Annotated in this window: 21 protein-coding genes and 1 riboswitch; of the genes, 7 read left to right on the forward strand and 14 right to left on the reverse strand. The window is 57.2% G+C overall.

Annotated features, from left to right (window positions below; translation table 11 throughout):
• Positions 1 to 90: 90 nt before the first annotated feature.
• The 7 genes from JWR17_RS06955 to cpdA form a co-directional block, all read right to left on the reverse strand.
• A complete protein-coding gene (locus tag JWR17_RS06955; protein WP_299829654.1) occupies positions 91 to 795 on the reverse strand; it encodes an ABC-type transport auxiliary lipoprotein family protein in 705 nt (234 codons plus the stop codon).
• 183 nt (positions 796 to 978) lie between these two features.
• Positions 979 to 3,237 (reverse strand): DNA topoisomerase IV subunit A, encoded by a 2,259-nt coding sequence (gene parC, locus JWR17_RS06960; RefSeq protein ID WP_299829656.1) that lies wholly within the window; start codon positions 3,235 to 3,237, stop codon positions 979 to 981.
• Positions 3,238 to 3,247: 10 nt separating this feature from the next.
• Positions 3,248 to 3,769: a TIGR02281 family clan AA aspartic protease gene (locus tag JWR17_RS06965; protein ID WP_299829658.1), complete on the reverse strand. Its 522-nt coding sequence runs from the start codon at positions 3,767 to 3,769 to the stop codon at positions 3,248 to 3,250.
• Positions 3,766 to 4,743 carry an esterase-like activity of phytase family protein gene (locus tag JWR17_RS06970; protein WP_299829660.1) on the reverse strand — a complete coding sequence of 326 codons (978 nt, stop codon included), beginning with the start codon at positions 4,741 to 4,743 and terminating at the stop codon, positions 3,766 to 3,768. The genes JWR17_RS06965 and JWR17_RS06970 overlap by 4 nt, the downstream gene beginning before the upstream one ends.
• Positions 4,743 to 6,647, reverse strand: coding sequence for a DNA topoisomerase IV subunit B (gene parE, locus JWR17_RS06975; protein WP_299829662.1), 1,905 nt, complete (start codon positions 6,645 to 6,647; stop codon positions 4,743 to 4,745). The genes JWR17_RS06970 and parE overlap by 1 nt, the downstream gene beginning before the upstream one ends.
• A gap of 116 nt (positions 6,648 to 6,763) precedes the next feature.
• Positions 6,764 to 7,378, reverse strand: a complete 615-nt coding sequence (locus JWR17_RS06980) for a YqiA/YcfP family alpha/beta fold hydrolase (protein ID WP_299829664.1) — start codon at positions 7,376 to 7,378, stop codon at positions 6,764 to 6,766.
• A gap of 107 nt (positions 7,379 to 7,485) precedes the next feature.
• Positions 7,486 to 8,301: a 3',5'-cyclic-AMP phosphodiesterase gene (gene cpdA, locus JWR17_RS06985; RefSeq protein WP_299829666.1), complete on the reverse strand. Its 816-nt coding sequence runs from the start codon at positions 8,299 to 8,301 to the stop codon at positions 7,486 to 7,488.
• Between the two features lie 249 nt (positions 8,302 to 8,550).
• Here cpdA and JWR17_RS06990 point away from each other — a divergent pair, with 249 nt between their 5' ends.
• The gene (locus JWR17_RS06990; protein ID WP_299829668.1) at positions 8,551 to 11,379 is read left to right on the forward strand and encodes an RHS repeat-associated core domain-containing protein; all 2,829 of its coding nucleotides are present in this window, start codon (positions 8,551 to 8,553) and stop codon (positions 11,377 to 11,379) included.
• Positions 11,380 to 11,670: 291 nt separating this feature from the next.
• On the opposite strand, the gene JWR17_RS06995 is transcribed toward JWR17_RS06990, so the two are convergent.
• Both JWR17_RS06995 and JWR17_RS07000 read right to left on the reverse strand, forming a co-directional pair.
• Positions 11,671 to 12,123, reverse strand: coding sequence for a DUF1249 domain-containing protein (locus JWR17_RS06995; RefSeq protein WP_299829670.1), 453 nt, complete (start codon positions 12,121 to 12,123; stop codon positions 11,671 to 11,673).
• Complete coding sequence (locus tag JWR17_RS07000) at positions 12,114 to 12,731, reverse strand: NUDIX domain-containing protein (RefSeq protein WP_299829672.1); 618 nt, start codon at positions 12,729 to 12,731, stop codon at positions 12,114 to 12,116. Before JWR17_RS07000 ends, JWR17_RS06995 begins: the two co-directional genes overlap by 10 nt.
• 208 nt (positions 12,732 to 12,939) lie before the next feature.
• On the opposite strand from JWR17_RS07000, the gene JWR17_RS07005 reads away from it, so the two are divergent.
• On the forward strand, positions 12,940 to 13,689 hold the full coding sequence (locus JWR17_RS07005) for an RsiV family protein (RefSeq protein WP_299829674.1): 750 nt from the start codon (positions 12,940 to 12,942) through the stop codon (positions 13,687 to 13,689).
• Here the strand turns inward: JWR17_RS07005 and cytX are convergent.
• Positions 13,658 to 14,950, reverse strand: coding sequence for a putative hydroxymethylpyrimidine transporter CytX (gene cytX / locus JWR17_RS07010; protein ID WP_299829676.1), 1,293 nt, complete (start codon positions 14,948 to 14,950; stop codon positions 13,658 to 13,660). The genes JWR17_RS07005 and cytX overlap by 32 nt on opposite strands.
• Positions 14,951 to 15,076: 126 nt before the next feature.
• Positions 15,077 to 16,966 carry a phosphomethylpyrimidine synthase ThiC gene (gene thiC / locus JWR17_RS07015; protein ID WP_299829678.1) on the reverse strand — a complete coding sequence of 630 codons (1,890 nt, stop codon included), beginning with the start codon at positions 16,964 to 16,966 and terminating at the stop codon, positions 15,077 to 15,079.
• Positions 16,967 to 17,123: 157 nt separating this feature from the next.
• Positions 17,124 to 17,228, reverse strand: a riboswitch (TPP riboswitch).
• Positions 17,229 to 17,368: 140 nt separating this feature from the next.
• Between thiC and JWR17_RS07020 the strand changes: the two genes are divergently transcribed.
• Positions 17,369 to 18,808: a TolC family outer membrane protein gene (locus JWR17_RS07020; protein WP_299829680.1), complete on the forward strand. Its 1,440-nt coding sequence runs from the start codon at positions 17,369 to 17,371 to the stop codon at positions 18,806 to 18,808.
• Positions 18,809 to 19,018: 210 nt separating this feature from the next.
• Here the strand turns inward: JWR17_RS07020 and waaA are convergent, their stop codons facing one another.
• Positions 19,019 to 20,296 carry a lipid IV(A) 3-deoxy-D-manno-octulosonic acid transferase gene (waaA, locus tag JWR17_RS07025; RefSeq protein ID WP_299829682.1) on the reverse strand — a complete coding sequence of 426 codons (1,278 nt, stop codon included), beginning with the start codon at positions 20,294 to 20,296 and terminating at the stop codon, positions 19,019 to 19,021.
• 14 nt (positions 20,297 to 20,310) lie between these two features.
• Complete coding sequence (locus tag JWR17_RS07030) at positions 20,311 to 21,195, reverse strand: LysR family transcriptional regulator (protein WP_299829683.1); 885 nt, start codon at positions 21,193 to 21,195, stop codon at positions 20,311 to 20,313.
• A 93-nt stretch (positions 21,196 to 21,288) separates the two neighbouring features.
• Here JWR17_RS07030 and JWR17_RS07035 point away from each other — a divergent pair, with 93 nt between their 5' ends.
• From JWR17_RS07035 to JWR17_RS07050, 4 genes are read left to right on the forward strand one after another with little or no spacing between them, the layout of a single operon-like run.
• Positions 21,289 to 21,621: a multidrug efflux SMR transporter gene (locus JWR17_RS07035; RefSeq protein ID WP_299829685.1), complete on the forward strand. Its 333-nt coding sequence runs from the start codon at positions 21,289 to 21,291 to the stop codon at positions 21,619 to 21,621.
• Between the two features lie 50 nt (positions 21,622 to 21,671).
• Positions 21,672 to 22,862: an FAD-dependent oxidoreductase gene (locus JWR17_RS07040; RefSeq protein ID WP_299829687.1), complete on the forward strand. Its 1,191-nt coding sequence runs from the start codon at positions 21,672 to 21,674 to the stop codon at positions 22,860 to 22,862.
• Entirely contained in the window at positions 22,859 to 23,668 is an 810-nt protein-coding gene (locus tag JWR17_RS07045; protein WP_299829689.1) for an aldo/keto reductase, read from the forward strand. Before JWR17_RS07040 ends, JWR17_RS07045 begins: the two co-directional genes overlap by 4 nt.
• A 39-nt stretch (positions 23,669 to 23,707) precedes the next feature.
• Positions 23,708 to 24,655 carry a metal ABC transporter ATPase gene (locus JWR17_RS07050; protein WP_299829691.1) on the forward strand — a complete coding sequence of 316 codons (948 nt, stop codon included), beginning with the start codon at positions 23,708 to 23,710 and terminating at the stop codon, positions 24,653 to 24,655.
• Between the two features lie 72 nt (positions 24,656 to 24,727).
• Here JWR17_RS07050 and hldE read toward each other — a convergent pair whose 3' ends face one another.
• Positions 24,728 to 26,149, reverse strand: a complete 1,422-nt coding sequence (hldE, locus tag JWR17_RS07055) for a bifunctional D-glycero-beta-D-manno-heptose-7-phosphate kinase/D-glycero-beta-D-manno-heptose 1-phosphate adenylyltransferase HldE (protein WP_299829692.1) — start codon at positions 26,147 to 26,149, stop codon at positions 24,728 to 24,730.
• Positions 26,150 to 26,278 lie beyond the last annotated feature (129 nt).

Consider the following 26,278-nt stretch of genomic DNA (forward strand, 5'->3'; position numbering starts at 1 on the left):
GAGTGAACTTGTTGGCGAGCTTCTTATCCCTACACCCAACAAAAAGCCCGCATCGCTGCGGGCTTTTTTGTGGGTGGATACCCCGCTTGGTTAGAAGCGGAATATCTCCATGTCGGTTCTGATCGGCGAAGCCATTGGCATTTTTGGCTTGTCCTGGTCTTTAGTGTTGCGGACCTGAGCGGGCGCTATTTTCTTTGGTTCGTCTATTGGCTGGCTAGCCAAAGGCTTGACCGCAACGGCCAATTGATCGGCCAGACGCTGCAACAAGACGCCCTGGGCCTTCACTTGGGCGGCAGAGCTACCCAAGTGCGGTTCCTCCATGTGCACCAGCTTACTGTCACGAACCTGTCCCTTGCGATCAAGCAAGCGCCATTGAGCATCAAGGACTGCCGGCTGGTTCGCGCCCGAATCGAGTCGAGTGATGGACAGGACCACCTGCACATCGGGGTTGAACGTAGTGGTGGCCGGGGCCAGCACCACGCGCTGACTGTCCAGCTTCCACGCCAACTGACGCAACAGCAACTGGTCGATGTCCGAAGACAGGCTGCCAGCCCAACGACCATCGGTCGATGCGGTCAAGCTGCCATCTGGCTGGCGCTGCAACAGAGTTTCACGCTGCAGGTAATCAGCCACCGAAACCGGCCCCAATAAAACCGCCACCCCGGCACTTTGTTTAGGCTGACCCGGCTGACCGGCGTCAAGTTGATACAGAGCAGCGGGTTGCTTGACGGCGCACCCCACCAAACCCAGAACGCTGGTGATTAAAAATATAAAGGGAAGGCGCAAAAAATTCATTGTTCTATCCAGATAGCCGCCACAAGGCGGGTCACAGTGTAAAAAATACCCACTATAAACATGGAGGCACTCAGCCACGCTGATGAGCCATGCCCCCATATCATCCGTGAATATCGCCCGTGACTCCAGCGATTATGCGTCGATCTTCGTGTCAAAACGAAGACCGGGCGCTCATAATCGCGTTTATGGCGCGTTTTCTATCAGTAACGCATCTACCCGTTGGAAACCGCGAGGAAGCTTGTTACCGCGGCGGCCGCGTTCGCCTTTGTAGTGTTCCAGATCATCTGGTTTGAGAGAAAGCGTGCGCTTGCCCGCTTGCAACACCAAGGTTGCGCCTTCAGGTATTACCGCGAGACCCGTCACGTACTCTTCGCGGCTGGCGACGCGCTCGCCGGGAATACCGATGATCTTGTTGCCTTTGCCCTTGCCCAGTTGCGGCAAATCGCTGACTTTAAAGATCAGCAAGCGCCCTTCCGTGGTCACCGCCGCGAGCCAGTTTTGCTCACGATCAGTAACCGGACGAGGCAAGATGACCTTGGCACCATTTGGCAGGCTGAGCAGCGCTTTGCCCGCTTTGGTTTTCGCCTGGAGGTCGTCGCCTTTGACCACGAAGCCATAACCGGCGTCGGAGGCAATCACGTATAAGGCATCGTCATCCGGCATCAACACGCATTCAAAGGTCGCACCCGGTGGCGGCTGCAACTTGCCGGTCAACGGTTCGCCCTGGCCGCGAGCAGATGGCAACGTGTGGGCTGCCAGTGAATAGCTGCGCCCCGTGGAGTCAATAAACACAGCGAACTGGTTAGAGCGCCCCGCCGCTGAGGTCTTGAAGCCATCCCCGGCTTTATAGGAAAGCCCGGTCGCATCGATATCGTGACCTTTGGCGCAACGCACCCAGCCTTTTTCCGACAACACAATCGTCACCGGCTCGGTGGGCATCAGCTCGTTTTCCGACAGGGCCTTGGCTTCAGTCCGGGAAACGATGGGTGAGCGACGGTCATCGCCGTAGGTTTGAGCATCAGCAACCAGCTCGCTGCGGACCAGCTTGCGCAGCTTGGTTTCGCTGCCCAGCAACGTTTGCAGGCGCGACTGCTCTTTGCGCAGCTCATCTTGCTCAGCGCGCAGTTTCATTTCTTCCAGACGAGCCAACTGACGCAAGCGGGTGTCGAGAATGTAATCGGCCTGAATTTCAGACAGATCGAAACGCGCGATCAGTTCGGCTTTCGGATGCTCCGCAGTACGGATGATGTGAATCACTTCATCCAGGTTCAAATACGCCGTCAGCAAACCGTCCAACAGGTGCAGGCGGCGCTCGACCTTATCCAGACGGAACTGCAAGCGACGACGCACCGTGCCAATGCGGAACACCAGCCACTCGCTGAGCAATGCTTTCAGGTTCTTGAGCTGAGGTTTTCCGTCCAGACCGATGATATTGACGTTAACCCGGTAGCTGGACTCCAGCTCGGTGGTCGCAAACAAATGCTGCATCAGCTCATCGAGCTCTACCCGATTGGAACGCGGAATAATCACGATGCGGCACGGGTGCTCATGGTCCGACTCGTCACGCAGGTCGGCCACCATCGGCAACTTCTTGGCCTGCATTTGCGCGGCAATCTGTTCCAGCACTTTGGCCCCGGAGACTTGATGCGGCAACGCGGTGACGACGATGTCGCCATCTTCGATGCGATACACCGCCCGCATACGCACCGAGCCCTTGCCGGTTTCGTACATCTTCAGCAAATCAGAGCTTGGGGTGATGATTTCGGCTTCGGTGGGATAATCCGGGCCTTTAATGTGCATGCATAATTCTTCGACGGTCGCTTTCGGATCGTCGAGCAAATGCACACAGGCCGACGCGACTTCGCGCAGGTTATGAGGCGGCACATCGGTAGCCATGCCTACGGCAATCCCGGTAGTCCCGTTGAGCAGGATATTGGGCAAGCGTGCCGGCAACACCGCAGGTTCGTCGAGGGTGCCGTCGAAGTTTGGCACCCAATCCGCAGTGCCCTGGCCCAGTTCGCTGAGCAGCACTTCGGAATAGCGTGACAGCCGCGCTTCGGTGTAACGCATGGCGGCGAATGATTTAGGATCATCCGGCGCACCCCAGTTACCCTGGCCGTCCACCAACGTGTAGCGATAACTGAACGGCTGGGCCATCAGCACCATGGCTTCGTAGCAGGCCGAGTCACCGTGAGGGTGAAACTTGCCGAGTACATCGCCGACGGTACGCGCCGACTTCTTGTGCTTGGAGTCGGCATCGAGGCCCAACTCACTCATGGCGTAGATAATGCGCCGTTGTACAGGCTTCAGTCCGTCGCCGATATGCGGCAAGGCACGGTCCATGATCACGTACATGGAGTAGTTGAGGTAGGCCTGTTCGGTGAAGTCAGCCAGTGATCGGCGTTCTACACCCTCCAGGCTGAGGTCAAGGGAATCGCTCATGCAAGCCTCATCATTGTGTGGTCTGGCGCAGCAGCATGGTGCCGCCGCGCTGGGTAAATTCGAGTTGTTTCATTGCGCTCATGCCCAGCAGTATCTGTTCGCCATCCAGGCCGGGCAAGACCATGGCCCGGACGTCACGCAGGACGATGTCGCCAATCTGCAAGCGGTCCAGTGAGGTGCGGAAGCCTTGAGCCATGCCATTGGCGGTGCTGGTGGTGACTGGCATGCCACGTTTCAGGTGCAAGGTTTCCGCCACATCGGCCGGGATCGCAACGTCGGTGGCGCCGGTATCGAGCAAAAATTCCACGGTCTTGCCATTGATTTGCGCGTTACCGACAAAATGGCCCTGATTATTGCTCAGCAGCACCACTTGAATGTAGCCATTGCCATGTTGCGAAGCCACGGCGGCGTTGGGATTTTCCTGCTGTTGCTGCCAACGCCCAAAATATTGGGTCGCCAGGAACAACCCTGCGCACCACGCCAGAATCAATAACACACGTCCAGCACGCTTGCCGGGTGGCGCCTGGCTCAAGGCGTAGCGCTCCAACCTTCTTTGGGTGCCGCGAAACGCCAGACAATCGGCCGTTTTTCACCGTCGGCCCGGGGACCGAAATTGTTGTCGACGCCGATCCATGCGCCATCCTTGTCGATGACCAGTGCTTCGGCCAAGCCGTACTTCTGCGCATACCGTTTAGCCGGCACCAGCGCGTCGTTGGCGAACGACCAGCAGCGCTCGACCGCGCCGTTTTGCAGGTTGCGACGACACACTTGATAGGCCGCGCGCTCCAGGGTGAATAGCTTGCCCTCGAACAGCGAAATATCGGAAAAGTCTTTGGATACCTGATGAGCACCCATTTGCGGCGGCATGGTTTCCTTGCCTTCCTCGCTGAGAATCACGCAACTGCCTTTGCAGCCCCATGCTCCCTGTCGACGCTGCACCAAAAGCAATCCGCGCTTTTCACGTTCAGCCGCCAGCCACAATTGATCACCGGCAGGATTGATCGAAATGCCTTCAAAAATCGCATTGAAGTTATGCAGCAAACCGCTGGCCCGCGCTTGCTCCACCACGCTTTTTGGCAAGCTCAGCCAGTTCGGCGCGCCAGAGACTGGCACTTGCAGCACCGACGCGTAACCTTCACTGACCAGGTAGCGATTGCCTGCGGCGTCGCAGGTCACACCTTCAAAATCCAGACTGCCGCCGCGCACTACCGCTAACGCCTTGGCCATTGAAACCAGGACAAGGGGCAAACCACTGTCCGGTACCGGAGGCACTTGAATGACCTGCGCTTCGGCTTTCCAGACAGCTGCGGAGGTGTTGAGGTGGTAAAGCAACCCGTCGTCCCGGTCCGACACGGTCCACAACTCGCCGTTACACGAGGCCAAGCCCGAAAGGTTACCGCCAACCATGCCGTCTACAGCATGCTCGGCAAGCATTTTCAGCTGGGGCAGCGGTTCTGCGAAGGCCGGTGACGCGATCAGCAATACTGCGGCTAACCAACGTCGCATCAAGTCAGAACCTCGGCCAGGTTGCCTTTGGACTCGAGCCAGGTCTTGCGATCGCCGGCGCGTTTTTTCGCCAGCAGCATGTCCATCATTTCCGAGGTTGCGGCGTAATCGTCCAGGGTGAGCTGGACCAGGCGCCGGGTGTTCGGGTCCATGGTGGTTTCGCGCAACTGCGGCGGATTCATTTCCCCCAGACCTTTGAATCGGGTGACTTGGGGCTTGCCGCGTTTCTTCTCGGCCACCAGACGATCAAGAATGCCATCTCGTTCAGGCTCATCCAGGGCGTAGTAAATCTCTTTGCCAAGGTCGATTCGGTATAACGGCGGCATCGCGACGTAAACGTGACCTGCATCCACCAGCGGACGGAAATGCTGGACGAACAGGGCGCACAGCAACGTGGCAATGTGCAGGCCGTCGGAGTCGGCGTCGGCGAGGATGCAGATTTTGCCGTAACGCAATTGGCTGATGTCCGCTGCGCCAGGGTCGACACCAATCGCGACCGCGATGTTGTGCACTTCCTGGCTGGCAAGCACTTCGCCACCGTCCACTTCCCACGTGTTCAAAATCTTGCCGCGTAGTGGCAAAATTGCCTGAAATTCCTTATCTCGCGCTTGCTTGGCCGATCCGCCTGCGGAATCACCTTCGACCAAAAACAGCTCAGAGCGCATCGGGTCTTGCCCGGCGCAGTCGGCCAACTTGCCTGGCAGCGCCGGGCCTTGAGTCACGCGCTTGCGCTCGACCTTCTTGCTGGCTTTCAGGCGGCGTCCGGCGTTGTTAATTGCCAGCTCCGCCAGCTGCATGCCCAACTCAGAGTTGGCATTGAGCCACAGGCTAAAGGCATCTTTGACTACGCCAGAAACAAAGGCGGCGGCTTCACGGGATGACAGTCGTTCTTTGGTCTGACCGGAAAATTGCGGCTCCTGCATCTTCATCGAAAGGACGAAGGCGATACGTTCCCACACATCTTCCGGGGCAAGCTTGACGCCACGGGGCAGCAGGCTGCGGAATTCGCAAAACTCACGCATCGCATCCAGCAGGCCTTGGCGCAGACCGTTGACGTGGGTGCCGCCCTGCTGAGTCGGAATCAGGTTGACGTAGCTTTCTTGAACGCTGTCGCCACCTTCGGGCAACCACAGCAATGCCCAGTCAATGGCTTCTTTATTGCCCGCAAAACTGCCGCAAAACGGCACGTCGGGCAGGCGCAGAAACTCGCTGACGGCATCTTCCAGATAGGAGCGCAGGCCGTCTTCGTAATGCCACTCGATTTTCTCCCCCGTGGCTTTATCTTCAAAGCTGACCAATAACCCCGGACACAGTACGGCCTTGGCCTTGAGTACATGTTTGAGGCGGCTGACGGAGAATTTGGGGGTATCGAAGTATTTAGGGTCCGGCGCGAAATACACGCTGGTCCCGGTATTACGTTTGCCGACGGTGCCGATTACCGCCAGTTCGCTGGCCTTGTAACCATCGGCGAAGGTCATTTCGTATTCGTTGCCATCGCGCTTGACCCGCACCCGAACCTGATTCGACAGTGCGTTGACCACGGAGATGCCTACGCCGTGCAGGCCGCCGGAAAACTGGTAATTCTTGTTGGAGAACTTGCCGCCCGCGTGCAGTTTGGTGAGGATCAGTTCGACACCGGACACGCCTTCTTCCGGGTGGATATCCACCGGCATGCCGCGGCCGTCATCGGAGACTTCCAGCGAGTTGTCGGCGTGCAGGATGACCTGCACCGACCTGGCGTGCCCGGCGAGGGCTTCGTCGACGCTGTTGTCGATGACTTCCTGGGCAAGGTGGTTCGGCCGCGTGGTGTCGGTGTACATGCCCGGCCGTTTGCGAACCGGGTCGAGGCCCGAGAGGACTTCGATGGCGTCTGCGTTATAAGAGCTAGCGCTGGGATTGGCCATGGGGTCTCGTCATCAGTCATTCATTAAAATTCGGGAGTCTCCCTGTAGGAGCCAACTTGTTGGCGAAAGGCTCGACACGGTGTATCAGATGAAACGCCTCGCCAACAAGTTGGCTCCTACAGGTGTTGCGAGTGTTCGTTGATTAACTCTGATGCAAATCCTGCGATTGTCAGCACGATAGGCAACTGCTCGGCAAAACCTTGAAAACTGTGGTCCCCGCCTGCCTGGATGCGCAAGGCACACGCGCGATAAAAGGTCTGGGCGCTGCGATAGTCGAGGGTTTCGTCCCCGGTTTGCAACCACACTTGAAAACGCAGTGGGTCCTGTGGAGCTGGAACTTCCAACTCGGCCAAGGCCGCCACATGGTCGTGAGTCAACTCCCAGCTTTCGCCGCTGTACAGATTCTGTTGCGTGCCGAGAAATCCGTCGAACAACCGATGCGGATTGACCACCGGGTTGATCAGTACAGACTTGAGGCCGTGGCGCTCAGCCAAGTAAGTCGCATAGTAGCCGCCGAGGGAGCTGCCGACCAGCAACGGCCGTCCCAGCTCGGCAATCGCTGCCTCTAGCTGAGCAATGGCCTGGCGCGGATGATGATGCAGCTCCGGCACCCGCAACTGCGCGCCCAGCCCCAACGATTGCATCAACGCCGATAACTGGCTGGCCTTTTTCGACAACGGCGAGCTGTTCAAGCCGTGGATATACAACAGTGTTGACGGTTCGCCGGGCATATCCGCTCCTGAAGACTTTTGTTCGCACGCAAAGACGCGGAGTTTACAGGGACTAACGCCAGATAACTTGCCTTCGGATAATTCCCACTGAAATCAGGACATGTCGCTCAATAACCTTGACCACCGTAGTCCACTTCAAAGTCCAGCCCTTCGACCCGCGAGACGCCGGTATCCAGCCGACCGTCACTGTGCAGCCGCAGCCAGCGATAACCCGGTGCCGTGGTGTCCACCTTGAATTCGACACTGCCTGGCGCGAACTGGATACAGGTCGAGGGCGACGCCAGCAAGCGCACGTCATTGCGCACCTGATCGTATTCCTGATGAACGTGGCCCCACAGCACCGCCCGCACCTGGGGAAATCTATCCAGCACGGCAAATAGCGCGTCAGGATTCCGCAAGCCAATCGAGTCCATCCATGCACAGCCGATGGCCACCGGATTATGGTGCAAGCAGACCAGGTGATGGCGTTGCGGCGCTTCACTCAATGAGCTGGCCAACAATTGCAACTGAGCATCCTCCAGGTAGCCAGGCACCGAGCCGGGTACGGCTGAATCCAGCATCGTGATGCGCCATTCACCGACATCAGTGACGGGCTCCAGATAGTCGCTGCGCTGGGCTGCTTCTGCCATCTCCGAGAGTTCGTCATGATTACCGGGAATCCAGCGCACCGGTGCAGCGATCTGCGCGCTAGCTTGGCGAAACACTTCATAGGAATCAACGCTGCCGTCCTGGGACAAATCCCCGGTGGCGATCAGCAAGTCGATCACCGGCTGCTCAGCTAACACGCGTCCAATGACAGCATTCAGACTGTCGCGGGTGTTCATGCCCAGCAGCTTGCCGTCCGCGTTGGCAAACAAATGGCTGTCAGACAGCTGGACCAGTAAGACTGAAGACTCAGCGATTGAAATAGGGGCGCTCGGCAAGGCCGTCTCCTTGAGCTATTTGCAGGGGATTATGCTGTGTCGCGGTCGTTAGGGTAAGCCCATCGGCCGGACGCGCTTCACATTTGAGCCAAGATGTCACAGGAAGACGCTTGAGATCGACGGCTAGACAGCCATCGGAATCGGACTACGCTCAAGATATGCAGAAATCTTCCCGCATACCGGCCGTTCTGCCGGTTACGGTCGAGCATACGGTGGGTAAGCGGCGTGAAGCCGAAACGGAGTTATTCAATGTACATGGACGTGCATGCAAAAACGCCAGTTTTGACTGTGAGCGATCCTCGCCAACTGTTGTTGCGACTGGTTACCTATTACCGCGCGAGCGCGGGAGAGGCTGCACGGCCACTGGTAACGCACACGACTTATGACGCGGCCGGACGACCTGCAGCGCGCAGGGATCCACGGCTGTTTGCCTGGACTCAAGAAGACGCTACGACACCCGCAAATTTACAAATGGCCTACAGCCTTTCCGGAAAAACCTTGCTTTGCAGCAGCGTGGACGCTGGTGATCAGGTGACTCTTATAAGCGAAGGAGATCAGGCGATAGTAAGCTGGGAAGGTGCAAACAGCGTTCAGCACCGGGTGGAATATGACGCTCAGCTACGACCGCTATTCAGGTACGAGCAAGTGGGAGGCGGGGTTGAACGCTGTGTAGAATGCTTTGAATATGCCGAAAACAAGCCATCCGACGCGTTGCATAACTGCTGTGGCCGATTGGTTCTCAATCGAGATCCTGCGGGCAGCGTGTGTTGGCTGGATTATGGTTTACACGGCAATGCCCTGAACGAGACTCGTCAGTTTCTGGCATTAACCGAGCCACCGCACTGGCCCGACGCCGAACTGGAACCACAGCTATTCACTACCTCATGGCTGTACGACGCCTTCGGCACCGTGCTTCAGCACGCTGATGCTCAAGGCCATCGCCGGGCGTTTAGTTTTGGTGTCGACGGACAAATGCAAGAAACCACGCTGAGCCTGGCAAGCGACACTACCCCGCAGCGGGTTGTGCATTCCCGGACCTATGATGCGTCCGGCCAACCACTGAGCGAGACGGCGGGTAACGGTGTAGTCAGCACCCACGCTTATGACTCGGCAGACGGACGCTTGCAGCGCAGCACAGTGAAACGTTCGACCGAGACCACGTTAATGCAAGATCTGCATTATCAATACGATCCGGTGGGGAACATTACCCAGATAGAAGACACATGCCAGCCGAGTCGTTATTTCAGAAATCAACGTAGCGACGGGATCAACACCTTCCTCCACGACAGCTTGTACCAATTAATTGAAGCGACTGGCAGAGAGACCGTTCCGAGTCAGCAATGGCCTGCACAATCAACGATGCTGCCGCTGCCGGGGCTTGACGAGGTCTTGGCTCCTTACCGCCAGCTTTATACCTACGACGATGCCGGAAATCTGGTCGAACTTTGTCACCAGGGCCAAGTTCCGACCACTCGAACGATGACCATCGAGCCTCATAGCAACCGAGCTTTGCCTTGGAACATCGGCGACCCGCCACCCGATTGGGCATCGGCGTTCGATGCTCACGGTAACCAACTGCGCCTCTCACCGGGAGGCCCTGAGCTCACATGGAACGCACGCCACCAGCTACAGACGGTGACTCAAGTTGCCCGTGCTGGAGGCAATGACGATCATGAAACGTATGTGTACGGCAGCGATGAGCAGCGGGTACGCAAAGTAACCATCAGGCAATCGAAATCGCTGACTTACACGTGCGAGGTTCGCTACTTGCCTGGACTGGAGTTACACAGCGACACCCAAGGCGCAGAATGGGCTGTCATTAGTGTAGCCGGAGTGCGAGTGATGCATTGGAGCAGCGGCCGGCCGCCGGATACTCCAAACGATCAGACTTATTACAGCGTGGTGGACCACCTTGAAAGTTACGCGCTGGAACTGGATGCCCATGCAGCGTTAGTCAGCGCTGAAGGGTATTACCCCTTCGGTGGCAGTGCTTGGTGGGCGGGGCGAAACGAGACTGAGGCTAATTATAAAACCCGTCGCTACAGCGGAAAAGAGCGTGATGCCACCGGACTGTATTACTACGGTTTGCGTTATTACGCCCCATGGCTACTGCGCTGGCTTAGCCCTGATCCTGCGGGCGACATAGACGGCATGAATCTTTACTGCATGGTGAGAAATAACCCCGTCACGGCAAAGGATGTCATGGGTGCCATTAGCGATTTGACGATGAAATACATGTTCGATGATGTGGCATCAGGCGGCGTATTAGCACCTATGACGGGGGGTGCCGTATTCGGCCCTGGCTGGGAGCGCCTTGAAAAAAGCACGGCGGAAAAAACGTTGGCCCTCTACAAAGAATCGAGGGCGGATGGCGCTGCAAGAGTATGGTCGAAACAGTTGCCGAGCCAACTGACGCTGTCCGATCAGGCGCGGCACAATTGGAAATACGCCGAGCCAGGCAACGCATTTTCGGGAATGATTGACGCTAGAACCGCCGAGATCTACCTAGTACCCGCCACATCTCGGTCGAAAATTGGCGTTGACGGCCAAACGGACTGGAGCAGCAAAGCACTAAAAAAACAATGGTTTTCCAAAACAAGTCATTACGAAAAGGGAAATATAAAACCCTACAGGAACGGTAAACTCGCCAATCTGGATCACGGCAGGGCTGCGTATTATCTGGAAGGCAAGGAGAAGGCCCTCCCACCTGACTTGAATGCTTTTGACCACTGGTTTGATCAACAAAAAGTCTCGTCCAATTGGCTAGGTTTCTTTGTGCATGCTGACCAAAACACCGGCCGAATGGTTTTAAATTACAAGTCTGCGCAACTTAATTCGCCCAATCTGTTGCTGGCCGCCAACGATATAGATATTTCGGAAAACACTGAAACAAAGCGTCTTGATATCTCCCTTAAAAACTCCGCTGACTCAAAGACACAACAGCAAGAACAAGTCACTCAGCTGCCGGACTCTCTGAAAACAATGGTATCCATAGCCATGTCAGCCGTGTCGGAATTGAAGCCTCACAGACGACCCTCGCTGTTATTAAGCACAATCGGCATTAGGTGGCCCAGGTAGTGGGGACTGACGTATACGTTGGCGCGCTTCTTGAATATCGTCGAAAGCGTATACCTCCTATTAGCAAACCGACTCCAGTGCTGATGAATAATCAATCGAGCCCATTTCCATATGACGCATCAGAAATAAACATTTCTCGTCAAACAACCTATGACCCATTGAATCTAAACTGTAGCAACTGTGTTCTCACGTCAGCTGCGCAGCCGATCGCGAACAAGTTCGCTCCTACAGATTTCGTGTTTGCTGCGCGACAGGGCGACGTCTGGGGGACAGGCGTACTCTTACAAAACCTCAACGCACCACTTCAAACTCATGCCCACACGCCAAACAATGACTCAACCACTCCCCCAAAAACAAATTCAGTTGGGCTTTTTCATCCGGTTGGTGCATGTCGGCATTTGGGTACGGGTAAATACCACGGAAACGCCGGGCATGTTCGGCGCCGATGACTTCGGCCATGCGGGCGTCGTGGTACACCTGAACTTCGAGCTTGGGCACCGGCAACCACGGTAGGCTGTGCTCCTGGCGCACTTGCAGGGTGGTGGTGTAGGGGCAATCGAGAAGGACTTCTACCGCCAATACGCCCAGCATTTGGTCGCCTTGGGTCACAGCGACCCGGCGCGAGCGTTGTTGGTTGCGCATGTCCGGGAGCAAACGCATCAAGCGCGCATAGTTCGCCTCGCAGGCAGCTTGCAGCCCGATCAGGTCAACTCGGTAGCGCTCGCGCACAAGTCTCACGACCATTGCCCCCTGATTTCAGTTCGATTCAATGCCAACCATTGCAAAGCAATAAGGGTAGCAGCGTTAAAAATTCGTCCATCGCTTATGGCTTTCAAGGCATCGTCAAATGCCCAAACCGATACGCGAATATCCTCGCCTTCCGATTCCAGCCCGTGCAAACCACCCGCCCCCTCACTGTCACAATGACCCAGGTACAGGTGAACGTATTCACTGCTGCCGCCTGGCGATGGAAAGTATTTGGTGATTGGTAACATTGCGCTGAAAACAAGCCCAGCTTCCTCTTCTGCCTCGCGGTGGGCAACCTCTTCCGGCTGCTCATCCTTGTCGATCAGCCCAGCGACCAATTCGATCAGCCATGGATTATCGACTTTGCCCAGCACGCCTACTCGAAACTGTTCAATCAAGACTACTTCGTCACGCTTGGCGTCGTAGGGCAGCACGCAGACGGCATCATGGCGAACGAACAACTCGCGGCTGATTTCCTTGCTCATGCCGCCGTTGAACAGCTCATGGCGCAGGTGCAGGCGATCAAGGCGGTAAAAGCCCTTGTAGCAGTTTTCTCGCTGGGTAATTTCTACTGTCGAAGGAACAGAGGTGTTCGAATCATTCATAAATTTCTCGCTTTCGAGCCGGGCACGCTTCGCCACATCCTAACGCGCTCCATCCTTGGATGCACAGCCCCCTAAACACTGACATTGACGCTGCGGGGTAGACTGCCGGGCCGTAACGACTTCTAATTAGCGTAGTGGCGAACTGATCGACTTGCTTGTAGTCGAAGCACGTCGAACCGTCTTTTTTTGTTTTTTGCCAAGGATCACCATGTCATTGTTGAGGATCACCACGCTGGCTTGTTTTGCACTGGCGTTGGGCGCTTGTCAGAGTTTGTTTCAACCCAATTTTCGCGCACCGCTGGACGTCCAGCGTGACGCCTCAGAGCAGATCAAACCCGGTTGCGCAACGCCTGATTGCCCACTGGTCAATGTCGACACCGTACATTTTGCGGATGAGCCGAGCTTAGACAATCTGGTCCAAAACACCTTGTTGCAAATGGCCCGAAATACTCCGGGCGGAACGCCACTACCGGCATCACTCAAAGCCTACGAGCAGCAATTTCTGCAAACAGCGCCGAACAGCACCAACAGCTATTTGCAGGCCAAGGTACGTGAGCAGCATGACGGTCTGGTGATTGTCGAACTGTCCAGCTATCTGGAAAACGGCAGTGAACATGGCACCCCAGGGCGCGCATTCATCAACTATTCGCGACCTTTGCATAAAGCACTGACGCTGCAGGACATGCTTGTGCCTGGGGAGGAAGATGCTTTTTGGTTGACTGCGCAACAAGCGCATAAAGAATGGATGATCAATACCAAGGTCGCTCAAGACCCGACATTCGTGCAAACCTGGCAGTTCCAGAAAACCCCGAACGTCGCGCTGACGTATGGCGGGGTCATCCTGAAATACCCGGTGGAAACCATCGCGCCGTACGCCATGGGCCACATCGAGCTGAAGATGTCATACCTCCAGCTCAACGGCATCCTCAAGCCGGAACTGTTCCCGAACCGCGGCTGAACACTCGGCCCAGCAGCAATTGCAACACTCCAGACACCACCAGTGCTGGCAGTGTTGCGCCCACATCCGGGTACAGGTTCGCCAGTAAGTGATAAGTGCTGATACCGCCCAGCCATGCCAACAGGCTCATGCCGCGAAAGCCAACGGTCGCTGGCTTGGTGCTGCGACGGCGTAGGATGAAGTGATCCACCAGCACTACGCCGAATAGCGGGGCGAACACTGAACCGATCAGCAACAGGAAGTTTTGGTACTGCGCCAACGGCGCGAAGCAGGCGATCAGGGTGCAAATCACACCGATGCCCAACGCCAGATGCTCGACCTTGATGCGCAACAAAATCCCGCTGGAAACTGCCGCCGAGTGAATATCAGCGAACGCATTTTCCGATTCGTCGATGAGAATCAGCAGCAGCGGAATACCCATCCCCGCACCGGCCAATGCCAGCAGCAACGGGCTCATTTCACCACTTGGAGCGAAGGCCAGGGTGTAAGCCACGCCAAGGCTCATCAGCCAAAAGTTACCGATAAAAAAGCCCAACGCAGTGCCGCCGAACACGTTTTTCGCGCGTTTACCGAAGCGCGAGTAGTCGGCAATCAACGGCAACCATGACAATGGCATAGCGATAGCGATGTCGAAACCGACAGCAAATGGCATCGTACCGTCACCCGCCCGCGCCCATAGCGCAGCGAGGTCAGTCTTGGTCAGCAAGTTCCAGGTTAGCCACACGCATGACGCCAGAAGCAGCCAAATGCCCCACTTGCGCAGCACCTGGCGGACGAAGGTCAGCGGACCACTGACGGCCAGGAAAGTCGCCAAGGCGCCGAATATGAGGGTCCAGAGCAGAGGACTGGTCAACACGCTGCCTTCGGAAAATGCCCGTGCACCCAGCAAGCTGGCGGCGTCACGCATCACGATGATCTCGAAAGCGCCCCAACCGATCAGTTGCGCCAGGTTCAATATTGCGGGCAATGAGGCTCCATGGGTGCCGAGGCTGAGCTTGAGTGCAGCCATGGCTGAAAGCCCAGTGTCGCTGCCGATCACGCCCACGGCGGCCAGTAGCAATACACCCACCAGCGTGCCAAGAAAAATTGCCAGCATCGAGCCGGACATGCCCAGCCCCGGTGCCAACAACGCGCCGGTTTGCAAAACCATCAGGCCAATGCCGAGGGAAAACCACAGGGAAAACAAATCGCGCCCGCCGAATACACGCTTGCTGGCGGGCACCGGAATGTCGGGAGAGTAAGTGCTGGTTGAAATAGTCACGGGTGTTATCTCGGAGGAACGTTTTAATCAAAACCTGTAGCAGCCAACGTGTTGGCGAGGCGGTGTATCAGGTAAAACGCCTCGCCAATACGTTGGCTCCTACAGGGGATTTGTTATCGGTCTATATCAAACCTTTTTATATAACTGACTGCCTTCCTGCTTGAAGCGCTCGGCCTGCTCGCGCAACCCTTCCTGCACTGCAAGGTCGACGGTTTCGATCTTCTGGTTGGCCGCGTAGATCCGGACTTCCTGAGTGATCTTCATCGAGCAGAATTTCGGCCCGCACATGGAACAGAAATGCGCGACTTTGGCTGAGTCCTTCGGCAAAGTTTCGTCGTGGTACGAACGAGCAGTGTCTGGGTCCAGGCCCAGGTTGAACTGGTCTTCCCAGCGGAATTCGAACCGCGCTTTGCTCAAGGCATTGTCACGGATCTGCGCACCGGGGTGCCCTTTTGCCAGGTCGGCCGCGTGCGCTGCGATCTTATACGTGATGATCCCGGTTTTGACGTCATCCTTGTTCGGCAGGCCCAAGTGTTCTTTCGGCGTGACGTAGCAGAGCATCGCGCAACCGAACCAGCCAATCATGGCCGCACCGATACCCGAGGTGATGTGGTCGTAACCTGGAGCGATGTCAGTGGTCAACGGCCCGAGGGTGTAGAACGGCGCCTCGTCACAACATTCCAACTGCTTGTCCATGTTCTCTTTGATCAACTGCATCGGCACATGGCCCGGGCCTTCGATCATGGTTTGCACGTCATGCTTCCAGGCGATTTTGGTCAACTCGCCGAGGGTTTCCAGCTCGCCAAATTGCGCGGCGTCGTTAGCGTCGGCAATCGAACCCGGACGCAAGCCATCGCCCAGCGAGAAGCTGACGTCATAGGCCTTCATGATTTCGCAGATGTCTTCGAAGTGCGTGTACAGGAAGTTTTCCTGGTGGTGCGCCAGGCACCACTTGGCCATGATCGAACCGCCACGGCTGACGATCCCGGTGACGCGCTTGGCGGTCAGCGGTACATAACGCAACAGTACGCCAGCGTGAATAGTGAAGTAATCGACGCCCTGCTCGGCCTGCTCGACCAGCGTGTCGCGGAATAATTCCCACGTCAGGTCTTCGGCCGCGCCGTCGACTTTTTCCAGCGCCTGATAAATTGGCACCGTACCGATGGGTACCGGCGAGTTACGGATGATCCACTCGCGGGTTTCATGAATGTGTTTGCCGGTGGACAAGTCCATGACCGTGTCCGAACCCCAACGAATGCCCCAGGTCAGCTTGGCCACTTCTTCTTCGATTGAAGAACCCAACGCGCTGTTGCCGATGTTGCCGTTGATCTTCACCAGGAAGTTACGGCCGATGATCATTGGCTCCAACTCAACATGGTTGATGTTGGCAGGGATGATCGCGCGACCACGGGCGATCTCGTCACGTACGAATTCAGCGGTAATGTGTTTCGGCACGCTGGCACCGAAGCTGTGGCCCGCGTGTTGTTGAGTCAGCAGACCGGCAGCATGGGCCTCCTGCAGCTTCATGTTTTCGCGGATGGCGACGTATTCCATCTCCGCAGTGATGATGCCCTGACGCGCATAATGCATTTGGCTGACGTTAGCGCCAGCCTTGGCCCGACGCGGATTGCGCACGTGAGCGAAACGCAGCTTGGTCAATTCCGCATCGCTGAGGCGTTGCTGGCCAAAATTCGAGCTCAAGCCCGGCAAACGCTCGGTGTCGTTGCGCGAATCAATCCACGGCGAGCGAACGTCGGCCAACCCTTTACGAACGTCGATGATAACGCTGGGGTCAGTGTACGGGCCGGAGGTGTCGTAGATGACCACAGGGGCGTTGATCTCACCGCCGAAATCGGTCGGCGTGACATCCAGGCTGACCTCACGCATCGGTACCAGAATGTCTGGACGCGAGCCTTGAACGTAAATTTTTTGCGAGCGGGTGAATGGCTGAACCGATCCAGAATCGACTTGGGCCGATTCACTCAAGTTAGCGGTGTTTTTTAGTTTTGTACTCATCACGGGGCACTCCAGACGTCATCCAGCGGCGGATTTATTGTCGGAGCAAACCTGAAAGACACGGGTGCGCCAAGACTGGCGCTGAGCATAGAAAGGAGGCGGCACTGTTCATTTTCTGAACAATCGACCCCGGACGATACTCAAGAGGACTCGCCGGGAGACGAGAAATCTTGTTCCCTACGCAGGCGTTAACCTGATCAGGTTCAACGGGATCCGGATTAACCGATCTCAGCCTCATAGCAAGGCACCCCGACAAGAACGTCATCAGTCTAGTGCAAGACGCGGGCAAAATGCCAACATCGTCGAATATCACTCGATAAATGGCCGAAATGCAGGATTGTTGTGAGGTAACTCGGGCACTACACTCGCTACGCGAATTATCCACTCTTTAGGGAATGCCTCATGCTGCGCAAACTTTCACTGGCCCTGGCCGTGTCTTGTGCTTCCAATGGAATGGTCTGGGCCGCTGAAATGCCCGTGCCCACCAAGACAGGTCTGGTCAACGTCTACCAGGAGGCTGTGGATAACAACTCGGACTTGGCAGCGTCTCGCGCTAATTACCAGGCTCAAAAAGAAGTCGTGCCCCAGGCCCGCGCCGGTTTGCTGCCAAACCTGTCTGCCGGTGCAGACGTGCAAACCACTCGCACCCAGATCGATAGACCCTCGGCGGACCTTACCCGCAGCGGCACGGTGTATCAGGCGACATTAAGCCAACCGATTTTTCGTGCAGATCGCTGGTATCAGTTTCAGGCGGCGAAGGATGTCAACGAAGAGGCAATCCTGCAGCTTTCTGCTACCGAGCAAAATCTGATTTTGCAAAGTGCCCAGGACTACTTCACGGTCTTGCGCACTCAAGACAACCTGGCGTCCACCAAGGCCGAAGAAGCTGCATTCAAACGCCAGCTTGATCAATCCAATGAGCGGTTCGATGTCGGCCTGTCAGACAAGACCGATGTCCTGCAAGCGCAAGCCAGCTACGACACGGCACGGGCTAACCGTATCGTCGCCAAGCGCCAGGTGGACGACGCATTCCAGGCGTTAGTAACCTTGACCAATCGCGAGTACAACTCCATCGAAGGCATCGTGCACACGCTGCCAGTGCTGCCGCCGACCCCCAACGACGCCAAGGCGTGGGTCGACACGGCGTCACAACAGAACCTGAATTTACTTGCCAGCAATTACGCAGTGACGGCTGCCGAAAAAACCTTGAGCCAACGCAAGGCTGGCCACGCACCCACCGTGGATGCAGTCGCCAGCTATAAGCGCGGTGATAACGATGCATTCGGTTTTAGTAATCCGAACTTCACTGGCCAGAACTATGGCGGCGACGTTGAGCAGCGCAGTATTGGCATCGAGTTGAATGTTCCAATCTACAGCGGCGGCCTGACCAGTTCGCAAGTGCGCCAGGCATATGCGCAGTTGAACCAAAGCGAACAGCAGCGCGAAAGTCTGCGGCGCCAGGTGGTGGAAAACACCCGCAACCTGCACCGCGCAGTGAACACCGACGTCGAGCAGGTTCAAGCGCGCAAGCAGTCGATCATCTCCAACCAGAGCGCACTTGAAGCGACGGAAATCGGCTATCAGGTCGGCACCCGAAACATCGTCGACGTTCTCGACGCCCAGCGTCAGCTGTACAGCTCGGTACGTGATTACAACAACACGCGCTACGACTATATCCTCGACAACCTGCGCTTGAAACAGGCCGCCGGAACGCTAAACCCGGGGGATCTTCAGGATTTGTCCCGCTATTTAAAAGCCGATTACAACCCGGACAAAGACTTCCTGCCGCCGGACCTGGCCAAAGAAGCGGCGAAGAATTTCCAAAAGCCTTCGGAGAAGTAATCGCCTGGCTGCTGGCAAATCTAAATCGTAGGAGCGCGCTTGCCCGCGATGGATCGCGAAGCGGTCCCTCATGCCAGATACAGTTATAGCAGGAGAAACTCCATTCGCTGGATGACGACGGCTTCGCAGCCGATCGCGGGCAAGCGCGCTTTACAGGTGTGAACCCTGTTTGCCGCCTGACAGCACGGCGTCCAGAGACGGACGCAATCGCTACAGGCCAGCGACCCGGGCCAGCATGTCCAATAACCGCTGCAATGCGCCTTGGTTGGCGTGCATGACTCGCAGCCCGGCATCGGCCATCTGTTGCGCCTTCGCTGGCGTATCGAACAACTGCCGCACCGCCACCGCCAGTCCCTGCGCCTCACTCACCTCTTCCAACGCTCCGGCAAAACGCAGCAGTGCGGCGATCTCCAGGAAATTGAACAGGTGCGGGCCGCTTATTACGGGCTTGGCCAGTGCCGCCGGTTCCAACAGATTGTGCCCGCCATTGGGTACCAGGCTGCCGCCGACAAACGCACAATCGGCCAACGCATAAAGAAACAGCAGCTCGCCCATGGTGTCGCCTAATAGCACCGAGGTGGCCGACGTGACGGCCTGGGCGCAAGAGCGCCGAACCGTTTCAAAACCTTGTTGCTGGCATAGATCGTAAACGCTGTTAAAGCGCTCGGGATGACGTGGCACCAAAATCAGCAGCGCGTCCGGATAGTGAACCAGCAACTGCCTATGGGCGGACAACACGGTTTCGTCTTCACCGGCATGGGTGCTCGCAGCAATCCATGTGGGCCGTTGGCCGCAACGCCATTGCTGACGCTGCTCAGCCGCCCGGACCAACAATTGCGGGTCGATGCTCAAGTCAAACTTGATCGAACCCGTGACCTCGACGCACTCCGGCCGGGCGCCGAGATCAAGAAAACGCTGGGCTTCCATTTCAGTCTGCACCGCGAAGCCGCTGATTTCAGCCAGCATCGGCTGCGTCAGTTTGACGAAACGTCCGTAGCCCTGCGCCGAACGAGCGGACAATCGACCGTTAGCCAGCACCGTGGGAATTCCACGTACGGCACACTGATGGATATGATTGGGCCACAGTTCGGTTTCCATGATCACCCCCAACCGTGGCTGCACATGATCAAGGAAACGCCCGGCCGCCCATGGTAAATCGTAGGGCAAATAGCAATGTTGGATCCGGGGCTCGCCCGCGAACAATGCCTTGATCCGCTCCGAACCGGTGGGGGTCATGCAAGTGACGGTGATTGGCAACAGCGGGTAAAGCTTCAGCAAACGGCGAATCATCGGCGCCGCAGCGATACTCTCCCCCACGGAGACGGCATGCACCCAAATGCCGCCGCGCTGCATGGGCGGCAGACCAAACGAGAAGCGCTCGCCGACCCGTTGCCCGTAAGCGGGAGCTTTGCGCGCCCGGAGCCACAGGCGCAGCGCCACCAACGGCAAACCAAGATGAAACAGCACGCTATAAAGGAATCTATTCATGGCGGCGGAGTTTATCAGCCAATCGCCTGAAGATGCTGCGCAAAGCTGTCGGCCAGCCATCTAGCGGCCGGACCAAGCGGTTCGTCGCGGCGCCAAACCATTTCCACCACCAGCGCAGGCGGCGTCCAGTCACTGACCAGCTCGACCATTAAATTTTGATAAGCGGGGTACTGCACCACATGACGCGGCAACCATGCCCAACCGAGACCGCGCATCAGCAGTTCGGCCATCATATAAAAACTGTCCGCACGCCAGACCTGCGCACTGAGTTGCTCACCACCGGGGTAACCGCTTTGCTGTGGAGCGATCAACAACTGCCGATGGCGACCTAATAGCTGCCGACTAACCCGCGGCTCACCCACCAAAGGGTGCCCCACCGAACACACCGTCACCATTTCGACGCTGCCCAATACCCGGCGCTCCAGAGCTTCGGGCATCTGTTCGTGGTGGAACAGCAAGCCCAGATCAGCCAGACGCTCCACCAGTTTGCGCGCCACATCGCCTTGGGCACCGCTGGCCAGTTGCATTTCCAGGCTTGGGAAACGTTCAGCCAAGGCTTCGAGACTGTCCAGGACCGGCTGATACGGCATCGCTTCGTCGTGGGCCAGCCGCAGCCGCGCTTCCTGGCCGCGCATCAACGCCAGCGCACGACCGTCCAGGCGATCACATTGGCGCAACAATTCCCGTGCTTCTTCCAATAAGGCACCGCCCGCTTCGGTCAACCGGGGCTGCCGGCCGCTGCTGCGCTCGAACAGGACAACGCCCAGATCGGCTTCCAATAACGCAACGGCGCTGCTGACCGCCGACTGAGCGCGTTTCATGTCACGGGCCACGGCAGAAAACGAGCGCTGTTCGGCAACGCTGACAAACAGACGCATTTGCTCAAGATTCCATTGCACCGGCAGCCATCCTATCGATTCTCGAGATAGGTAATGACTTTACCCCATCTGTTGAGTCTCTAGAATGCGCAACTATCGAAAAGGAGCAACACCATGACTGCTTACTACTACTTGGCCATCGCCATTTGCGCCGAAGTTATCGCCACTGTCTCGATGAAAGCTATTAAAGGCTTCAGCACGCCCGTGCCGTTGTTATTGGTGATCGTCGGTTATGGCATTGCGTTCTGGATGTTGACCTTGGTAGTTCGCAGCATCCCGGTAGGCGTTGCCTATGCAGTGTGGGCAGGCATGGGAATCGTCATGGTCAGCATCGCCGCGCTGTTCGTGTACGGGCAAAAGCTCGACGTGCCAGCCATGCTCGGCATGGGTCTGATCGTTGTTGGCGTGGTGGTGATTCAGCTGTTCTCAAAAACCGCCGGGCATTGAAAACGTGATCCTCTATAATGGCAGGATTCATCCAGCCACTGAGGTCGCTCATGCCATCTGTGCCCACTCCATCCATCCTGAACACTGATGTACTGATCGTCGGTGCCGGTGTCGCCGGCCTGTGGCTGAATGCGCGTTTGCGCCGCCAGGGGTTCTCGACTGTATTGGTGGAAAGCGCCAGCCTCGGAGGCGGACAAAGCACAAAATCCCAAGGGATCATTCATGGCGGCGCCAAATACGCGCTGCATGGTGCGTTGAGTGGCGCATCCGAAGCGATCGCCGACATGCCCCGCCGTTGGCGGGAGGCGTTGTCCGGCAAGGGCGAGCTGGATCTGTCCAGCGTGCGCTTGCTGTCCGATGCCCATTACCTGTGGTCGCCAGGCACCATCGCGGGCAATCTCACCAGCTTTTTCGCCAGTAAAGCGGTACGCGGCCGCGTTGATCAAGTCACCGGCATCGACCTGCCACCTGCGCTGCAAAATCCTGCGTTCAAAGGCAAAGTCTACCGGCTGGCTGAGCTAGTCATCGATGTGCCCAGTCTGGTGCAACGTCTCGCCGAGCTGTCTGGGGAAAGTTTGCTGGCGGGGCAAAAAATCGAACCGCTGTACGCCGGCGAAGAGTTGATCGGCCTACGGGTCGATGACCGTGAGATTCGTGCGCAACGCGTCGTGCTGAGCGCTGGCGCTGGCAATGCCGAGCTGATGAAAGCTTTGGGCATCACCTTCCCTGTGATGCAGCGGCGTCCATTACACATGGTGATGGTCAAAGGTCCGACGCTTAAGCCACTGTATGCCCACTGCCTCGGTGGCGGACCGAAACCACGGGTTACCGTCACTACTCACCCAGCCGCCGACGGTCAATGGGTGTGGTACTTGGGTGGCGATTTATCTGAAGCCGATGGCGTAGCCCGGGCGCCGGCGGCGCAGATTGCGGCAGCGAAAAAAGAACTGGGCAATTTGCTGCCCTGGGTCGACCTGAGCCAAGCCCAGTGGGCGACTTTGCGCATCGATCGCGCGGAGCCCGCACAGTCAGGCCTGGTCAAGCCGGACAATGCGTATTTGTTTTCGCAGAAAAACCTGATGGTGGGCTGGCCTACCAAGCTTGCCTTGGCCCCGGACTTTGCTGATCGGGTACTGGCTGCGCTGGCCCGGGACGGCGTGCATCCAACCCCGCAACCGCGCTTGCTTGGCCTGCCAAAACCGCCCATGGCGATTCCAGTCTGGGACCAACTACTGCCATGAAAACCCTGCATGAATTGCATCGCCCCTTGGGCGGCACTGGTTTAAGCGTGTCGCCACTGGGTCTGGGCACGGTCAAGTTAGGCCGCGATCAAGGGGTCAAGTACCCCAACGGTTTTAACATTCCCAACGACCATGAAGCGCAAATGCTGCTCAAACTGGCGCGGGATTTAGGCATCAACCTCATCGACACCGCTCCGGCCTATGGCACCAGCGAGGAACGTCTTGGCCCGTTACTGCGTGGTCAGCGTCAGGAGTGGGTGATTGTCAGCAAAGTCGGAGAAGAGTTCGACGGCGGTCAGTCGCGTCACGACTTCAGTGCGGCACATACCCGTCTGTCAGTTGAGCGCAGCCTGAAACGCCTCGAAACCGATTTTATCGACCTGGTTTTGGTCCATTCCGATGGCAACGATTTGGCCGTGCTCAATGACTCCGGCGTGTACCAGGCGCTGGCTGAACTGAAACAGCAGGGCAAAATTCGCGGCTATGGTTTTTCTGGCAAAACCGTCGAAGGCGGCCTGCTGGCATTGCGCGAAGGCGATTGCGCAATGGTCACCTACAATCTTAACGAACAAACCGAAAAGCCAGTTCTGGACTATGCCGCCTGCCATGGCAAAGCCGTCCTGGTAAAGAAAGCGTTGGCCAGCGGGCATGTCTGCCTTAGCCCTGGAGTCGATCCGGTTCAAGCCAGCTTCAAACTGCTGTTTAAGCATCCTGGAGTCGCCAGTGCTATTGTCGGAACGATAAATCCGCTGCACTTGGCCCATAACGTGGCAATTGCTGCCGCCGTGATTCTCGGTCAAAGCTGAGTCCGGCGACGGTCGACCCCAACGAACGAAGGAGCCGCAATGCCGCGAACGTTGATTCGGAAGAACCCCAGTAACTTTAAAACCCTACCGCTGATTGTCGATGCCACACCTGAAGGTTTGAGCTACCAAAGCGTCGGCATGCCGTTGAATTTTTCCCAGACGCTGCAACGTCGTCGCAAAATCGACGTCCCGGATTCTGAACGCTTCACCGTGGAGCTGGCCAACCTTGGGGTATCGGTTCGACTGACCCTGAACTGGCAGAATCGTGATTACTGGGTGCTGGTACGCCAGCGTCGGCAAGACCGCGGCGACGTGGTTCTCAAGTTGATTTCAGGTTATGTGCCCGCCCAAGAGCTAAACCTGCCCTTGCACACCGCCATTCAAGAAGTGGCCGAAGAATGCTTGATCGAAACTCCACAAGGCTGGCTGAGTGGGCGTTTCGGCGACACTTGGCTGCCAGCACCCTACGCCTCGGCCTTGCATTATCGTGAAGCGCTTCCCTTTCGCTTGAGCCCGTTGTCTGGGGCGGCAAGACCGGTGCGCTGCGGCAACATGACCCTGATGGAACGCCCCCGCGCATACGTACATTTGCCTACCTCGTCGCTGCAATTGATCTACGACATGCGCCTTGAGGTGCCGAAAGAAGCCCGGCCACTCAGCCTGTTCCATGTCGATGAAAGTCTGGAGAACGATGAATTGGTGGCGCGCCTGAATCGCAGTCGCCCCGACTTGTACCTGATGCCTCTGGAAGACGGAGTGCCCAAGCCAGAGTTGTACACGCTCAAGCGCGACAAGCTGCAACCAGCGGGAACCCGTGGCCTCTATCTGGCTGAGAGTTTTGCGGCGCAGGATGGTTGGGTGGTGCGCGACGAGCGGATCCGCTGGAAAGACTGGCTTCGGCAGCAAGGCATGACCCCGCCGCCGAAAAAGACCGGCCTCAAACGCCTGACCGGTAAATTGATGCAACTCGCGCGTGGCCGCCTGTAGGAGCCAACTTGTTGCCGAGGGTTCTGTGGACCTTATCGCAGCCTTCGGCAGCTCCTACAGGCAAGCGTCAGATCACTGGTTACGGATTTTGTCGACGATGGCGGTGGTTGAGCTGTTTGCCACCAGGCCCAGTACTTTCACTGTGCCGCCGTAGGCTTGAACAATCTCGGCGCCGACCACTTGGTCAATGCCGTAATCACCGCCTTTGACCAACACGTCGGGCTTGACTTGGGACAGCAGGTTTTCCGGTGTGCCTTCAGGGAAACTGATCACCCAATCCACCGCTCCCAGACCCGCCAGCACCGCCATGCGCCGGTCGACGCTGTTAATGGGTCGTCCCGGTCCTTTCAGGCGGCTGACGGAGGCATCATCGTTGACCGCTACGATCAATCGATTGCCTTGGGCGCGAGCCTGTTCCAGGTACGTCACATGCCCCGCATGAAGAATGTCGAAGCAGCCATTGGTGAATACGATCGACTCGTTATGGGCTCGCGCATCATCGATAGCCAGCAACAACTGATCGAGGCTAAGCACCCCGCGTTCGGAACCCTCTTCGCGCTGGATGGCACGACGCAGTTCAGGCGCACTGATCGCCGCCGTACCCAGTTTGCCAACCACGATGCCCGCCGCCAGATTAGCCAAGGCAACCGCGTGTGGTAGCTCCTCGCCCGCGGCAATAGCAGCCGCCAGGGTCGAAATGACCGTATCGCCGGCACCGGTAACATCAAATACTTCACGGGCACGGGCCGGCAAATGCACAGCAGGCTGATCAGGGCGAAGCAAGGTCATGCCGTGCTCGCCACGAGTAACCAGCAGCGCGCCCAGGTCCAGCTCGCTCATCAGTTGCGCACCTTTGGCAACCAAGTCAGCTTCGTCGACACAATGGCCGACGATCACCTCGAATTCACTGAGGTTCGGTGTCAGAACGCTGGCACCGCGATAGATCGAGAAATCTTTGCCTTTCGGGTCAGCCAGCACCGGAATACCCCGAGTGCGTGCAGCCTGGATCAGCACTTGATGATTCTTTAACGCACCTTTGCCGTAGTCAGACAAGACCATGACCTTGATGCCGTCGAGCATCTCATCGACCTCGGCGCTCAGTGCGGCGGCATCGGTGTCGAACGTTTCTTCAAAGTCGATACGCAGCAGTTGCTGGTGCCGACTCATGACCCGCAGCTTGACGATGGTCGGTTGATGGGCGATGCGTTGGAAGCGTGCGTTGACACCCGCACCCTTCAAGCTATTGGCCAGGCTGTCGGCAGCCTCATCTTCGCCGGTGACGCCCACCAAAGAAGCGGGGGCACCCAGCGCGGCGATGTTCAAGGCAACGTTGGCAGCACCGCCCGGGCGGTCCTCGATTTGCTCGACCTTGACCACTGGCACAGGCGCCTCAGGTGAAATCCTTGAGGTACCGCCATGCCAATAACGGTCGAGCATGACATCGCCAACCACCAAGACCGGCGCCTGATCGAAACGCGGCATGGACAACTTCATCAAACAACCCGTACTAGAATGAACAAGGGCGGAATCTTAGCACACAGGTTGCAGAGGGAACTGTAGGAGGCTTACGAGGCAATGTTTCAGGCGACACAGAGGTCAGCAGATAAGGCTTCCCGAATGAAT

It is taken from the genome of Pseudomonas sp. (assembly GCF_028293835.1).
In the GTDB taxonomy this organism is placed as follows: Bacteria; Pseudomonadota; Gammaproteobacteria; order Pseudomonadales; family Pseudomonadaceae; genus Aquipseudomonas.

What these genes read in the sequence shown, in the direction of transcription:
- JWR17_RS07020 (WP_299829680.1), top strand. Translation starts at nt 17,369, where the DNA reads ATGCTGCGCAAACTTTCACTGGCCCTGGCCGTGTCTTGTGCTTCCAAT.
- JWR17_RS07040 (WP_299829687.1), top strand. Translation starts at nt 21,672, where the DNA reads ATGCCATCTGTGCCCACTCCATCCATCCTGAACACTGATGTACTGATC.
- hldE (WP_299829692.1), bottom strand. Translation starts at nt 26,149, where the DNA reads ATGAAGTTGTCCATGCCGCGTTTCGATCAGGCGCCGGTCTTGGTGGTT.
- JWR17_RS07045 (WP_299829689.1), top strand. Translation starts at nt 22,859, where the DNA reads ATGAAAACCCTGCATGAATTGCATCGCCCCTTGGGCGGCACTGGTTTA.
- JWR17_RS06980 (WP_299829664.1), bottom strand. Translation starts at nt 7,378, where the DNA reads ATGCCCGGCGAACCGTCAACACTGTTGTATATCCACGGCTTGAACAGC.
- waaA (WP_299829682.1), bottom strand. Translation starts at nt 20,296, where the DNA reads ATGAATAGATTCCTTTATAGCGTGCTGTTTCATCTTGGTTTGCCGTTG.
- JWR17_RS06970 (WP_299829660.1), bottom strand. Translation starts at nt 4,743, where the DNA reads ATGCGACGTTGGTTAGCCGCAGTATTGCTGATCGCGTCACCGGCCTTC.
- parC (WP_299829656.1), bottom strand. Translation starts at nt 3,237, where the DNA reads ATGAGCGATTCCCTTGACCTCAGCCTGGAGGGTGTAGAACGCCGATCA.
- JWR17_RS07000 (WP_299829672.1), bottom strand. Translation starts at nt 12,731, where the DNA reads ATGAATGATTCGAACACCTCTGTTCCTTCGACAGTAGAAATTACCCAG.
- JWR17_RS07050 (WP_299829691.1), top strand. Translation starts at nt 23,708, where the DNA reads ATGCCGCGAACGTTGATTCGGAAGAACCCCAGTAACTTTAAAACCCTA.
- JWR17_RS07035 (WP_299829685.1), top strand. Translation starts at nt 21,289, where the DNA reads ATGACTGCTTACTACTACTTGGCCATCGCCATTTGCGCCGAAGTTATC.
- JWR17_RS07005 (WP_299829674.1), top strand. Translation starts at nt 12,940, where the DNA reads ATGTCATTGTTGAGGATCACCACGCTGGCTTGTTTTGCACTGGCGTTG.
- JWR17_RS06995 (WP_299829670.1), bottom strand. Translation starts at nt 12,123, where the DNA reads ATGGTCGTGAGACTTGTGCGCGAGCGCTACCGAGTTGACCTGATCGGG.
- JWR17_RS06955 (WP_299829654.1), bottom strand. Translation starts at nt 795, where the DNA reads ATGAATTTTTTGCGCCTTCCCTTTATATTTTTAATCACCAGCGTTCTG.
- thiC (WP_299829678.1), bottom strand. Translation starts at nt 16,966, where the DNA reads ATGAGTACAAAACTAAAAAACACCGCTAACTTGAGTGAATCGGCCCAA.
- JWR17_RS06990 (WP_299829668.1), top strand. Translation starts at nt 8,551, where the DNA reads ATGTACATGGACGTGCATGCAAAAACGCCAGTTTTGACTGTGAGCGAT.
- parE (WP_299829662.1), bottom strand. Translation starts at nt 6,647, where the DNA reads ATGGCCAATCCCAGCGCTAGCTCTTATAACGCAGACGCCATCGAAGTC.